Origin of the sequence: Nitrospira sp. CR1.1, assembly GCA_014055465.1 — a bacterium.
Taxonomy (GTDB): Bacteria; Nitrospirota; Nitrospiria; order Nitrospirales; family Nitrospiraceae; genus Nitrospira_A.
The window spans coordinates 257,797-271,162 of the sequence record WIAF01000006.1; the positions used below are offsets into that span (position 1 = coordinate 257,797).

Sequence of the window (13,366 nt, forward strand, 5' to 3'; positions counted from 1 at the left end):
CCGGGCTAGGGCTGCACGATCGGCAATTGAATATGAAATGTTGTCCCGTTCCCTAGGACGCTTTCCACGGAGATCCGACCATGGTGCACATCAATCACATCCTTGACGATCTTCGTCCCGAGGCCGGTGCCGCCAACTTTTCGGCTCACGACCCGAACCGAAAATAGACTGTCCTTGACCTCATCCGGCATTCCATGGCCTGTATCGGCCACATGGAGAAGGATCCGTGCCCCTGAGGGATCCTCTTCTCCATTTACCGTGACAGTCCCGCCTGCGGACATTTCCGGAATAGCATTGTTCACGAGGTTATAGAAGGCGCTAAACAAGCGGCGCTCGTCCGCGATGATGGTCGGAAGACCCTCCAGCCCTGCACGGCACAACATCACACCTTGTTCCTGAGCCTGCCATCGTAGGGTGTCATAGACCGATCCGACGACATCGGCAATTCGACAGGGGGCAAACTTCGGTGGAGAGCTCAATCCCTTCACGCAATCCGCAATCTCCGCTACATGATCCTGAATCCGTCTGGACGAGCCTCTCACCATATGAATCACTTCGGCACATAGCTGAAACGTGCCTTTGGCGGTCGCGCTGGATGGATCTGCGGAACTAGCCACGAGATCTTTCATTTCGCCCTCCAACAACCCAGCCCCGCACACGAGCGGCATGAGCAAGTTCTTGATGTCGTGCCCGATATCACCGACGATTCTCGCTACCTCAGCCAGCTTGGCCTCTTGAAACAGACGAGCCTGCTCAATCGAGGCGGCCGTAATTGCCGACACGATCGTCAAAATAGCCAGGTCGTCATCGTCCAGTCGCCCCCCACGCTTATTGAGAACTTCAAAGACCCCGATCGGGTTTCCTTCCCAACGCTTCAGCGGCAACGCAATCATGTCGCGCGTCACATGCCCCAACATTTCATCGATAGAGGCATTGTGCCGTGGATCGGCATGGGCATCACGAATCACAATCGGGACGCCGGTACGGAACACCTCGCCGGCAATACCCTTATCCCACGGGATGGCGGTTCCTGCTTTGACTCGGCTATCCCCGATGGAGTGTCGAAAAACGAGTTGCTCTGTCGCTTGATCGGCAAGAAGAATTGAGCCACTTTCGGCATCGACCGCTTCTAACGCAATTTCGACGGCACGGATCGACACGTCATCAGGCGTCAGATGCTGAAAGAGGGCTTCACTCACCCGTCTGGCTGCATCGAGTTCTCGATCGCGATGGAGCAAGCGCAGATCTGCTTCCCGTCGTGGTGTTCCCCGCGGCGTGAAGTGCGGTGCGAGATTTTCTGCCGGCTGTGATTCTGGCAACATCGAACATGCCTCACATTCAGCCCGGAGTGTAGGCCTCTCCAATGGAGTAGGCAACTCCCATGCCCCTGAGCCCAGCCCTTTCACTGAAGTAGAAAACGGGGTCAGCAATCAAATCGTGCGGGGAAATTACCAGCAATATCTACCAGAAGTCTGCCAGTGGCGTTCTCGACATCCGTGAATCGTGAAGCGTGTCTCGTTAGAATCCGCAACCGGGGTGTTACAAGAGGCGAACGACGTTTCACGAACGAGGGGTTATGAAGACGGCATTTATGCGCATCCTGCGGTTTGTTTTGACGCGAGACGGCACGCGGAGCTCAACGTGAGCTATGACGCACCAGGCGAATCTTTCGGCAACTTGCTAAACCTCTTCCGAAATGTGGCAGAACCATATCCTCACGAATACACCGATTCAGCGGCCAGGATACAGATCCGTAGCATCAGCTTGTCCCGTTCATTTGTCACCCCGCTTATTATCACCCTCCAGGCGCTCCAGGTGGTGATTTGATTCGCTAACTTTTATACAATGGTGTCCGACGCCAGACCGCTGCGATTGCCCTATTGGGACGTGAATGAAGGAAGATACAACATGAAACCGATTGTGTTGGTTGCTGATGATGACCCGTCGATTCTCGAGATTCTGAAGCTTGGCTTTCGAACAAAGGGCTACGAGGTCATCACAGCTTCCGATGGTAAGTCCGCCATTCAAGCTATCGAGCAGAATCGCCCGGACCTCTTGGTGTTAGACATTGAAATGCCTCACCTAACGGGGATTGAAGTGTTGCGGCATCTCCGCAAGGACTGGCCGGCCTTGCCGGTTGTGATCATGACTGCACACGGCACGATCTGCCTAGCCGTGGAAGCCATGAAAGAGGGCGCCACGGAGTTCATCACGAAACCCTTTGAGATGGAGCAGCTACTCCTCGTCATTCAAAAGGCATTGGAACGTGAAGGACTGCGGCGAGAAGTTGAGGTCCTACGGAATGAAGTCGACAGTCGCTACGAAACCATCTCGAGCGTCAATACGGAAATGCTGCGGGTTCTCACCACGGCTCAGAAGGCCGCCCAAAGCGATGCCACGATCCTACTGCTGGGTGAAAGCGGCGTCGGCAAGGACCTGTTCGCACGCTGCATCCATGCCTGGAGCCCCCGACGAAACAAAATCTTCACCCCCGTAAACTGTGTGGCATTGACCGAGGAATTGCTGGAATCGGAACTGTTTGGTCATGAAAAAGGAGCCTTCACGGGCGCACACGCACAGAAATTGGGCAAGCTCGAAGTGGCGGCAGGGGGAACAGTGTTCCTGGACGAAATCGGCGATATGAAACCGGCTCTACAAGCCAAGCTCCTGCGGTTCTTGCAGAACCGTGAATTTGACCGGGTGGGAGGAACCAGATCCATCAAGGTCGATGTCCGTATCGTCGCGGCGACAAATCGGAACCTCCAACAGGCTGTCAAGGACGGAGCCTTCCGGGCTGATCTCTTTTTCCGCCTGAATGTTGTCAGCCTGACCATCCCGCCACTGAGAAATCGTCAGGAAGATATCCCTCAATTGATCGAACGGTCCCTCGCCAGGCTTTGCCGGGACATGAAACGGTCCATGTTGCATGTGTCCCCCTCAGCTATGAAGAAATTAGTGGGTTATGCCTGGCCGGGCAACGTGCGGGAGCTTGAAAATGCCATTGAGCGGGCAGTGGTGCTGAAAACTGGGGACCTGCTGGAGCCGGAGGACTTTGCATTGCACAGCCTTGAATTGCAACAGCAGGAGAGCCCGGCCAACCACCTTCCCTTCCATGATTCAGTCGAACAGCACAAGGTGCTCATCATTCGAGACGCCCTCGTCAAAACAGGCGGAAGTAGGGCGCAGGCAGCAAAATTACTCAGCCTTCAACCCACCTATCTTTCGAGGCTGATTAAGCAAATGAATATTTCCTAATTGCCAGGAAGAACCAATTGTTTCTTGATCTCCCACAAAGATTTCATTTCCTCTACGGGAAATTCACTTCGTTTTGATCGGCGTGTAGAATTAATCAGAGGTGCCCCACAGCGATCCCTCATCACTTCGTGAACTCAAACAACGAGATCCCTTTCCGGAGGACATCAGGGTTCCCGAGCAGCTGGGGTGCCTGATCGTTGTTAAATTCACGTCTCGCCGTTCCTTGTACCTGTGGCTTGAGATACGCGTACAGCTCGGTCAGGTCGATCTTGCTGTCCTGATTCATGTCGGCAGCACCTTGCAGGCCTTTGAGAAGAAAATAGGTAAACAACCCATGGCTTTTCTGATGGTAGGTACTCGATGTTTGCGCCCCTGTTCCCGCCGTGAGCACCACAATTTTTTCGCCAGCGAGGAGAGGATTCTCCACATTGATCACAACTGGCCGCGTTCCCTTGGCGATGACCGACCGCTCACCCGTTCCAGCGAAACAGGAATCGAGCATCACGACGACATCTCTCGCCGGCAACTTCCCGAGTTGATCATAGAGACGCTTGAGTGAGTACCCGGTGATCTCCAGAAAAGTCGGATCCCCATCATAGGGAACCAAGAAGCCTTCCTGCGTGATCGGGTTGGGTGCGCCATGACCTGAATAATAGATGAGGACACTGCTATTCGCATCCACTCGGTTTGGAAGCCAGCGTTCAACATATTTCTCCACGTCACTCTTCGCCGCCTGATCGTTCACCAACATCGCGACATTTTCCTCGGGGAATCCCAAGGTCTTCGTCAAATAGTCTCTCATAACACGGGCATCGTGAGATGCAAACTCCACGGAAGCTAACCCTTGCCGGTATTGTTCTATGCCGATGACAAGGGCAAACCGATTTGGATGCGGCTTGCCCACCGAGGGTGGGGGCACATCGACGTCACTCGGGGGCACTATCTGAGCCACAGGTCGCTGCCCTTTTTCGCCAGCCGGTTTCATAACTTTACGCGCATACGCCACCATCTGGGGCGAGCCGACGACTCCCCGGGTCATTTGCATGACCGTATCAACCAAGGAATCACGCAGAACGGCCGCCGCTGCGTTGGTCCGATCTGAACTTGTCGCGAACATGGAATCTTTGGTAATTCGCTGTGACTTAAACGCTTCCTCGTGAAGAATTTGGCCATTGCGATCCGTCACCGTCGCACGGAGCAGACCCTGCCCTTCAAATCGATCTGTCGGATCAAAGAAGAGGTAGAAAGGACCCGTCAGGTAAAGAAAGCGTCTCGTCAGGCAGTGGCCATCAATCTCAAGCTCGGGCTCAGTCACTTCTATTACTACATCGTAATTGCCAGCCGCATGCTTCTTGTCGGTGATGGTCTCCACAGAGTCAAATACTTGCGAAAACGCACCTATCAGTGCGTTTTCGAGCTCTAGCCCAGTGGGAACCGAATAGTTCCCCGCACAGGGAACTTCATGAACACGGTGAGCCTGTTTGAGTGAGTCCGGAATCACCAGCGCAGCAGATAATGGCATTTTTTTGAGCTTCATGGGACCAGCGGAGGCTTGCAACGATAGGTTTGTCGGTGAACAGCCCGACAATTCCGCACATACAAGAATAAGAGTCATAATGCCGGCAAGCCTTTGAGTGATGCGAGTTGTCATATCAAGATTCCTCAGTTACCGGTTCACTTCATAGGCGATGGTTGATTCCGCCCACTCGGAATCATCCAATGCCGACAATGCTTTCAATAAGTCTGTGATGAGCCCTGTGTCTTTGCCGTCATACACCTGGAAGATTCCCTCCTTAAAGCGATCTTTGATGAAATCGGTCTTATGCGTCACTGCGATCAGTTTAATGCGTTCAGTGGCCTTTGCCGCACCGGGAGGTGGCACAACGCGGAGTACAATTCCGACGGCCCGGAGCTTGTCATCAGGAAATACCAACTCTTTCCCGGCACTGATGAAACCGTCTTGCGCAAACCGATTGGGATACAGAACGGTCACTGAGTTGTCTTGACCGATATTGAAAATATAGAGATAGGCGTCCCGCGAAGAGGTCACGCGAACTTGCATCTCGTCCTTGGAATGGAACACCGTCTTATTTAAGATTCCTTGGACCCTAAAATGCTCTTTGTGTTCCGCGTGGACCCGCTGCACTTTCGCCCTGAGCTTCGTCACATAGAAGAGCGCCTTCGTCCCGGATTCATGCACGCTTTCCCGCACACCCTCTTCGAGAATCTGTTCCTCAACCACGAGGCCGCGTGCGACCGATTGAACCAAGTCCTCGGCCAGCACATAGTTGTAGACCACCGTGCTCCCTCGGACAAAGTGCCCCACGGCCTTCTCAACCGCCAATCTGCGTGCCTCATTTCGGGATCGAGCTTTGACCTCACTGATCGTGTACTCATCAGTAAACAGTACAACTCCTTCAACAGTCACCCAGACCCCTTCTTGCTGGGCATCATCTGCCGCAGGGGGGTCCCTGCGAGCGGGATCCAGCCCGTACGCTGGGGGTGATAGTAAAACGAACAAGAGCACGAGTAATTTGGCAATCATCACAGGCTGCTCCAGACAGAAAATTCGCGCGCATATGTCTAGAGCAAAGGGGAATCAAAAGCAATACCTAGATGTATCCGGCCATGAGAAATGCAGCCTCTTTCCAGACTTGGGATTTCCGATTCATTGAAGCCCTCGCGGATAGGTCAAGTGGCGTGTGATAGAGCAAGCAACCCAGCTCATCCACCCGACCTTCCACAAAGACGAGTCTGGCCCGCGTCCGATTCTGAATTTGATAGAGCCGTCCACCATCTCTCGCAATCCGATCGCGTCATTGCACCCACGGATGTTCCATCGGCACGACCCTTCTTTGTATCCATCTCAATAGATATATGTATCGTATTGGATAACGTTCACTCCCTTCCCTTCGTGACATCCTCACTATTCGTCGATTGAGAACAAAAATATACGCATTCTACGTTGCTCTTCCCGCACAAGTTTTTCTTCACCCCGCACAGTGCCTCATTCATGACTTGCTCCATGCCGGTCACGCATGCATCTTGCACACTGAACTTTCAGTGCCTTCTAGATTTTTGGCAAATACCTCGACGGGGGTGCACCTGTGTTGGCTATTGGGAGGACAACATTGAATGACCATTGAGAGCTTACTAACCGTAGCAATGCACACCAATCTCCAGAACCCAAGGAGGAGCCATGACCTTTTCACAATCCATCTCAACGTGCATTAAAAAGTACGCGGATTTCAAAGGACGGGCGACTTGATCAGAATATTGGTGGTTGTCTCTTTTTCAAATTCTCGCAAGTGCGTGCTTCTCCCTCTTTGCGGGGGTATTGGCTGCAATGTTGGGGCTTTCAGAGGATGGAGTCACTGCCTTTGTTGTCATGTTATATCTGGCCATCGTGTTGCCCAGGATAGCGGTTACCGCTCGCCGGTTGCATGACGTGAGCCGGAGCGGATGGTGGATGCCGATCCCCATGACTGTCGTGGGAATCATCCTCTTCTATTACTGGGTCTGCAAAGCAGGAGACCCCGAAAACAATCGATACGGAGCTGGGGCGTAATTGACAAAATCCGCTTGGCGGCTGGCTCGACAACCTCATGTCATCAAGAGCGACGTGCCTTCACTGAAAAGCATGAAGGCTTGATGACATGTACTCATCATCGCCAGTAACTCGGAAAAAGGATCGAGCATGAACATTCGACTGATAGTCGTGGGGATATTGGTAGCCCTGATCTCGTTGTCTACCGCAGTCGGTGCGGCGGATGTGAAGGACAGCAAGGATCATCCCTTGCTAAAACGATACATGGGTGCCTCAATTCTTCAGTACGATCACAAGGTATTCGACGAGTATGTTGTGCCTTTGGACAAAGAAATGTCGGATGCCACATATAGAGGAGAGCAATTTACAAAGTCAGCGCACCTTGAAGGCGATATCACGCGCATTATGTATTCAATTCCGCAAGGACGCTCCACCCTGGAGGTAATGCGGAACTACCAAGAAGATTTGAAGAAGCAGGGGTACGTGAGCCTTTATGCCTCGACGGGAACAGAGGCGGAAAGGATTTTCTACATCAGTAAACAGTTCGATCGTGCATATGGGAGTGACTTTCGCTTCAATGTTTGGAAGCGACCTCGTCCCGAAGGGAACATATATGTTGTCTTGTATTCCTTCGCTTCTCTCGGCGATCCACATGTTGGTTCCGAACAAGGACAGACGCTTCTATACGCGCATGTGATTATTGAGAAGCCTATGGAAACTAACAGGTTAATACCGGCACAAGAAATGGCAGAGGAAATTGCTGCGAACGGACGCGTCGCACTCTATGGTATCTACTTCGATACCAAGAAAACGGACTTGATGCCAGAGTCGGATCCGACTTTGCAAGAGACAGCAAGATTGCTCAAGACTCACCCTGCCCTAAAATTGCTTGTCGTCGGTCATACCGACAACGTGGGCACCTATTCTTTCAACTTGGATCTCTCCCAGCGCCGCGCACAGGCCGTGGTGAATACTCTGGTGGCGAAGTATGGGGTGGAGAAGAACCGGCTTATTCCAGTAGGAGTGTCATCTGCTGCGCCGGTGGCCCCGAACAAGACTGAAGAGGAAAGGGCCAAGAATCGGCGCGTGGAATTGGTTGAAGAATAGACGGGAGAGCCGGGGAAGGATCAATTCTTCCTCAGGCTCCGCATTCGACGTCCAGCCCATGCTTGCCCTCAGTTTGGGTATCTGCGCATCTAGGAGTTGATTCGATAACAAAGAGTTTTTGAAGCGATTCTCCAATCTGCGATCATTTCGCCGGACTTAGAGAATCAGAAGAGAGACTGGGAGAAAACCAAATTGATACACCACGTATCCGATTAGATACGCGCAATTGTAGTGCTCCTCTGAAATCAGATGTGTGATTCGCACACATCGTTTCACGTCAACTGCCCGGATGAATGCTGATCTGCGCAAGCGACTACGGTGGGTACAGCTCTATCAGGAAACGGGAGATGCAGGTCTTGTATGCCGTGGATGCGGGATCTCTTATCCGACACTTCGCAAGTGGATCCGCCGATACCAAGAAACCGGTGAGGCCGGCCTGGTCAGTCGCAGCCGCCGTCCCACCCAATCTCCAAACCGACGTATTTTTGACCGCGAGCGCGCCTTGATTCTCAGCCTGCGGAGGGAGCGGAAGTTAGGAGCTCGCCGGATCCAACACGAGCTGCGGCGCCAACATGAGATCAACCTCTCGCTCGACTCCATTCACAAAGTCCTGGTCACCAATCACATGCCCCCACTGGTGCGCCCTGCTCGGCAGAAGACACGACACCGGTATGCCCGACCGATTCCGGGGGACCGCGTGCAGCTGGATACGTGCAAGATTGCGCCGGGATGTTATCAATACACGGCCATCGATGACTGCACTCGTTATCGCGTGCTGGGCGTGTTCCCTCGATGCACCGCGGCCAATACGCTGCTCTTCTTGGAGCGGGTCATCGAAGAAATGCCGTTTCCGGTGCAGCGGGTCCAAACTGACCGTGGCCGAGAATTCTTCGCGGTGGCGGTGCAGCAGTGCTCATGGACCACTGCATTAAATTCCGCCCCAATCGACCGGCCTCTCCGCATGTGATTGGCAAAGTTGAACGCTCGCAGAAAACCGACCGCGAGGAATTCTGGGCAGTGACTGATCCGCGAACGCCTGACGTGGAGTTGCGGTTGGCCGAGTGGCAACACGATGACAACTGGGCTCGGCCTCATGGCTCCTTGAACGGCCAGACACCCCTCGAAGCGTTCTGTGCCAAGCAGGAAGCCACGCCAGTTTGGGATGAGGTCGAAGCCAAGTATGACGCGACTGGTGAGCGATTTCAGGTTGCTCACTATCAAACAGATTTAGTTCTCAGGCGGCATATGGAAGCGAGGTTTCAGGCTCAGGAAAAGTGAAACGCTGTCTCCGAATCACACAGATTTGCCGTGTTAAAGACGGAGCGACGTCCCTCCGTCTTGAGTAGCAGCTACGTTTGGAGTCCGGATGCGACTGTACCCGATTTTCTAGCCAATTGCCTAGCATAGGCGGCAAGTGTCAGGCCGCCCAATGCTGCTTTCGGTGGCTCATCGTTGTACTCGCGCCGCCTGGCCATAAACTTGATCAAGGCCACCCACGAGAACCGTTTCTGAAACCCGGCTTTCTCAGCGGCATCACCCCCGTATACATGAAAGACGTTCTTTGCGATGTCGATCAGCAGCGTCGTCAGGCTCATGGTTCCCTCCTCGGTGAAGTGGTGGACTCGCAGGATCACCATCATGACAAACTTAGAGGGATGGGTCCATTCCATTAGGATACGTGATTCCGAATGTCCTGAGAAGGAAAGGAGTGCAGATCTGCAGAGACATAGCAAATTCTTACAGCATTTCTGGGGCTACTTCGGAAGGAACACCACCGTACGCTCACAGGTCTCTTGCCCTCTACCCCTGGGTGAGCTATCACCCAGGGGCACAAGTACCAGACCGATCACTCAATAGACCGCCATCACTAGAACATCGCCATGGGATGCCTCAGATATTGTCAAGTCGTTAGATCTTAGGCAGTCTATTCCGTTTGTAGATGCGAGGACTTATTTCATTACCCGAACAACATCTCCCACTTCGAACCCTGCTGTCGCGGCCCCTTTCGCTTCCGAGACGCGTTCATTTTGGTGATTCACGAGGACAATTTCTCCGATCTGCTTTTCCTTTCTCCCAAGAGAGCGTCCCGTCTCCGGATCAATCAAGTCTTTTCCCGCCCGATAGACGGCCAACTTGGTCCCTTCGGACAGCTTCGATTTTTCTCCCGCACGGATCAGTACTTCGGAGCCCTCCACAGACATGATTCGGCTCTGAAAAGGTTGAGAGCTAAGTTTCGCAATCATCTTTTCCATCGCCTTTGAGAACGCGTCTCTGAGGGCACCATCACGGAGGCCAGCGTCAGCGGATGATCGAGACCCCAAACCTAATGCCCCCGATGTTTCCTTGCGGTATTCGCCCATTCCAGATTCTGCGACCAGACTCCGCCCTGTGGCCACATCGATGAGAGAATAATCAACTTGCACCCGCGCGACCTGAGCTTTCTTCTGATATACAAGCAAATCGGTTCCTTCTTGAGCTTCCGAATAGCCGGTAATGGCCCCTTGTATTCTATAGTCGATGGAATCAAAACCTTCGGCTGCATCTTTCTTTCCGGTTTTGACAGCCCCAGTCTGCTGAAGCTTGATCAGTTCTTCCTGCTGCTGCATGGCAGAGGTGCTAATGTCGATGGGTTCCAACCCCGAGCTTTTGAGCATCGTCCGCAGAATGTCAGTTGCAGCCTCGCCCACGCCCAAGACCTTCGACGGGGTCTTGTTCGCAAAACTCACGAGACCGATCGTGTATTGTGGCCCAGTATAGTTTTTTCCGGCAGCTTCGAGCTTCTGAGGCTGTCCAGTCACACTGGCATCATCCTTGACCTGGCCGGTCATCTGGGCTTGGCATCCGATGACCGAAGCGAGCAGTCCAATCGCGAGCGGGGATAACATTAGACGTTTCACAGTGCATCTCCTTTGGCGAAAATTATTTGCATCGATCCTACTCTACAATCGCTTGGTGGCTTGACCTCAAGGCGCAGAGACTGGTTTAGGGAGTACTTCCCGAATAGGAGCCGGCCGGAATCCCCTGAAGAATGCCCCTCACGGCGGTGGTCGTTTCAAAAAACATGGGTGCGCTAGCGGCTTTCGTAGCAATCTTTTCCGTCAAGCCCGCCACGGCTCCTACCAAAAGGCCTCCACCGCTGAGTCCTGTATTCACACCCGCTTGCCGTTCCCATCGTGTGTTGATTGGAGTGCCGAATAGCGGCGGAAGATCATCCCCGTTTCCACTGCCTTCATTGGAGAACCCACCGGCAACCCCCGAGGTATTTTTTACGCCGATGCCATCCGACCAGATGACTGCGCCGCTTTTGCATTCAACAAGTTTGGCTCGAATGCGCACCGTCTTGTTGTTCGTCACCCCATATACGTTGTGACTAAAATCTTCCAACGATGCATACATGACTCCATCCACACCCAAAGCTTCACCGAATTGCTGAGGTGTAGCCATGTCCAACTGCGTACCGATGGTTATTCCCATTTGGTCACGCAACAACACATCAGTCTCTCCTAGTGGTTTGACCGCATAGGCGTGCCGAACCAGCTCTTCCGCGAGCTTCGTCCGAACATAGTCCGGGCCGGCAACGTCGTTCGTATTATTAACAAAGGGTAAGATCGCCACTTCCCTGATCGGATTCGAGGCATTGGGGGTGACATTTGAAGGAAGATTTAGACACGCGGTCAAAGAAAGACCCAGTCCTATCATCAGGATCGTCCTGAGATATCTGCATGGCAACTCATTGCGCATAGGTTACCTCTCTATTGCGTCGTGAATTAACGAACGTTCGTCGTTCTATCGGGTAGGCCGTGATCGCCCCTACCGGAAATCTTGTCACTAGGACTCGCCTCGGAAGGCTTCCTGGATCCCGAAGCTGGCCTCGAAGACCATTTCGACGTAATTTGAGACATGAACCTGTCGGTCACGCCCTGGGTGGCACGAGCGAGGGCTTCATTCCCTCCACTATGTTGCGCCACATGACGCGCAACTCCATGCCCACGAGCGGAACTCAGGACTTGGCCGGTATCCACTCGGATGGCCGATAAGGTGATATCGGCGAGGTAGGACCCCACACTGCTTCCTGGCGTACGCGGACCTTCTTTCGCCAAGGCCTTCCCAGTAACCACAATGTCGGCATCAAACTTATTGCCATAGGACCTGACAGCCGCATTCGTCAGGTCAGCCACACGATAGGCATTGGAAATTTCTATCGTCCCGGTCTTAGTAGAAATATCGATGACGTCGAACCCCTGTCCCAAGAATGCCTCCTTCAAGACTGATTCACTGACGGCCATATCGACCGTTTGCCCCACGAACTGGGAACCACCCTGGCCAAACCAACTCCACCAAAAGATGGCCAATTCCTGTCCAATATTCTGTTCCGCGATCATAAATAGGACACGGGGAAGGGCCTGGATTTCTGGCTCAGAAGGAGAACTGTCCTTCGCGGGAAGATCAATAGCCTGGGCTGGTGCCGCGAGACAGCATACAGCGATGACAAGAATGGTGAACGCGTTTACCCGTCTAAGCATAGTCTTGACCTTTCTCCAACGTGTAATGCGAATGGAGTGCTTTCTGTCAGTGCGTCGTACACGCGCTGCCCTGGGAGCAAGCAAAATACATGCTTACGCCCCTCTCATATTGAGAAAGAGGCTCTGCAACAAATCTCTTAGCCATTCAGTACTTCATCGTAGTTCGGCAATAAGGAGAACCGTCGGAAGAAACCTAAAATGATACAGCGCGTATCCAATCAGATACGCGAGCTCAACTATTGAGATCGAGTCACAGGAATACTTCCCGACAACTTCGAACCCGAACGTTATCGGGATGGTGCCGTGGGCGAGATGTTCATCGATCACCTCATTAAAGGTAGAATCATTGAGGGTTGGATTGGCAGTACGCATGAGGTTCGCCAGGTTGTCCTCCTTCGTTCAGTACGGTGCGATTTTGGTGTGCATTCAGGACGGTATTGTCGAACTCGCGCCACAACTCCTACGGAAGAGCAGCAAAGATCGGGCCGTCTTTCTAGCCAGCCAACGGAAGCGACGCGAACACAGCAGAGTAACGGTGCATCGCACAGTTACGAAGACTACTCGTTTATCGGCGAGATCAGCAGCGGAACAACCGGATGAATGCTGGTATATCGATTCGGATACGAGATGTATCCTCAGGTGAGAAATAGTAAGCCGTTGGAGTCTGAGGAAGGATGGTTGGAGTGTTCGGAGCGGCAATCGAATAGTTGCCCAACTGTACGGTGTTCGGACTACAACGAGAGGAGAGCCAGAGGTGGCCCCGGTTGGTTAGACAGAATGTTTTCTTTCTTAGGTGGAGCCTGGCGGTGTTCTACCTATGCAGCGGTGTGCTGTGTCGGTAGGTGGTCAAAGTACACTCCATCGGGTGTGTGGCCGTCAAGCGCCTGGTGCGGCCTGGTCTGGTTGTAGAACGTCAGATAGCGTGCTAATCCTT

The 13,366-nt window shown here is 53.1% G+C and carries 10 protein-coding genes and 1 pseudogene; 4 read left to right on the plus strand and 7 right to left on the minus strand.

The genetic code is table 11. The annotated features are described in order from the left end of the window. Window positions 1-5: 5 nt before the first annotated feature. A complete protein-coding gene (locus GDA65_12905) occupies window positions 6-1,322 on the minus strand; it encodes a GAF domain-containing protein (GenBank protein ID MBA5863589.1) in 1,317 nt (438 codons plus the stop codon). Between the two features lie 586 nt (window positions 1,323-1,908). On the opposite strand from GDA65_12905, the gene GDA65_12910 reads away from it, so the two are divergent. After that, window positions 1,909-3,255 carry a response regulator gene (locus GDA65_12910; GenBank protein MBA5863590.1) on the plus strand — a complete coding sequence of 449 codons (1,347 nt, stop codon included), beginning with the start codon at window positions 1,909-1,911 and terminating at the stop codon, window positions 3,253-3,255. 121 nt (window positions 3,256-3,376) lie between these two features. Here GDA65_12910 and GDA65_12915 read toward each other — a convergent pair whose 3' ends face one another. Together GDA65_12915 and GDA65_12920 are read right to left on the minus strand one after the other, a co-directional pair. Further along, on the minus strand, window positions 3,377-4,906 hold the full coding sequence (locus tag GDA65_12915) for a hypothetical protein (protein ID MBA5863591.1): 1,530 nt from the start codon (window positions 4,904-4,906) through the stop codon (window positions 3,377-3,379). A gap of 15 nt (window positions 4,907-4,921) precedes the next feature. After that, entirely contained in the window at window positions 4,922-5,803 is an 882-nt protein-coding gene (locus GDA65_12920) for a DUF4384 domain-containing protein (GenBank protein ID MBA5863592.1), read from the minus strand. 735 nt (window positions 5,804-6,538) lie between these two features. On the opposite strand from GDA65_12920, the gene GDA65_12925 reads away from it, so the two are divergent. The 3 genes and pseudogenes from GDA65_12925 to GDA65_12935 all read left to right on the plus strand — a co-directional run bounded on the left by GDA65_12925 (window position 6,539) and on the right by GDA65_12935 (window position 9,187). Continuing rightward, window positions 6,539-6,823, plus strand: a complete 285-nt coding sequence (locus tag GDA65_12925; protein ID MBA5863593.1) for a DUF805 domain-containing protein — start codon at window positions 6,539-6,541, stop codon at window positions 6,821-6,823. A gap of 129 nt (window positions 6,824-6,952) precedes the next feature. Then, entirely contained in the window at window positions 6,953-7,909 is a 957-nt protein-coding gene (locus GDA65_12930) for a DUF4892 domain-containing protein (GenBank protein ID MBA5863594.1), read from the plus strand. A 289-nt stretch (window positions 7,910-8,198) separates the two neighbouring features. Then, window positions 8,199-9,187, plus strand: a pseudogene (locus tag GDA65_12935) (IS481 family transposase). A 71-nt stretch (window positions 9,188-9,258) separates the two neighbouring features. On the opposite strand, the gene GDA65_12940 reads toward GDA65_12935, so the two are convergent. The 4 genes from GDA65_12940 to GDA65_12955 all read right to left on the minus strand — a co-directional run bounded on the left by GDA65_12940 (window position 9,259) and on the right by GDA65_12955 (window position 12,432). Then, window positions 9,259-9,504, minus strand: coding sequence for a hypothetical protein (locus GDA65_12940; protein ID MBA5863595.1), 246 nt, complete (start codon window positions 9,502-9,504; stop codon window positions 9,259-9,261). A 354-nt stretch (window positions 9,505-9,858) separates the two neighbouring features. Beyond that, entirely contained in the window at window positions 9,859-10,806 is a 948-nt protein-coding gene (locus GDA65_12945; protein ID MBA5863596.1) for a hypothetical protein, read from the minus strand. Between the two features lie 85 nt (window positions 10,807-10,891). Continuing rightward, window positions 10,892-11,650 (minus strand): hypothetical protein, encoded by a 759-nt coding sequence (locus GDA65_12950; GenBank protein ID MBA5863597.1) that lies wholly within the window; start codon window positions 11,648-11,650, stop codon window positions 10,892-10,894. A 26-nt stretch (window positions 11,651-11,676) separates the two neighbouring features. Further along, window positions 11,677-12,432: a hypothetical protein gene (locus GDA65_12955; protein ID MBA5863598.1), complete on the minus strand. Its 756-nt coding sequence runs from the start codon at window positions 12,430-12,432 to the stop codon at window positions 11,677-11,679. Window positions 12,433-13,366: the final 934 nt, after the last annotated feature.

Bases quoted from the DNA above. Each gene is read 5' to 3' on its own strand.
- GDA65_12905 (MBA5863589.1), bottom strand. From the start codon at position 1,322: ATGTTGCCAGAATCACAGCCGGCAGAAAATCTCGCACCGCACTTCACG.
- GDA65_12910 (MBA5863590.1), top strand. From the start codon at position 1,909: ATGAAACCGATTGTGTTGGTTGCTGATGATGACCCGTCGATTCTCGAG.
- GDA65_12915 (MBA5863591.1), bottom strand. From the start codon at position 4,906: ATGACAACTCGCATCACTCAAAGGCTTGCCGGCATTATGACTCTTATT.
- GDA65_12930 (MBA5863594.1), top strand. From the start codon at position 6,953: ATGAACATTCGACTGATAGTCGTGGGGATATTGGTAGCCCTGATCTCG.
- GDA65_12940 (MBA5863595.1), bottom strand. From the start codon at position 9,504: ATGAGCCTGACGACGCTGCTGATCGACATCGCAAAGAACGTCTTTCAT.
- GDA65_12950 (MBA5863597.1), bottom strand. From the start codon at position 11,650: ATGCGCAATGAGTTGCCATGCAGATATCTCAGGACGATCCTGATGATA.
- GDA65_12955 (MBA5863598.1), bottom strand. From the start codon at position 12,432: ATGCTTAGACGGGTAAACGCGTTCACCATTCTTGTCATCGCTGTATGC.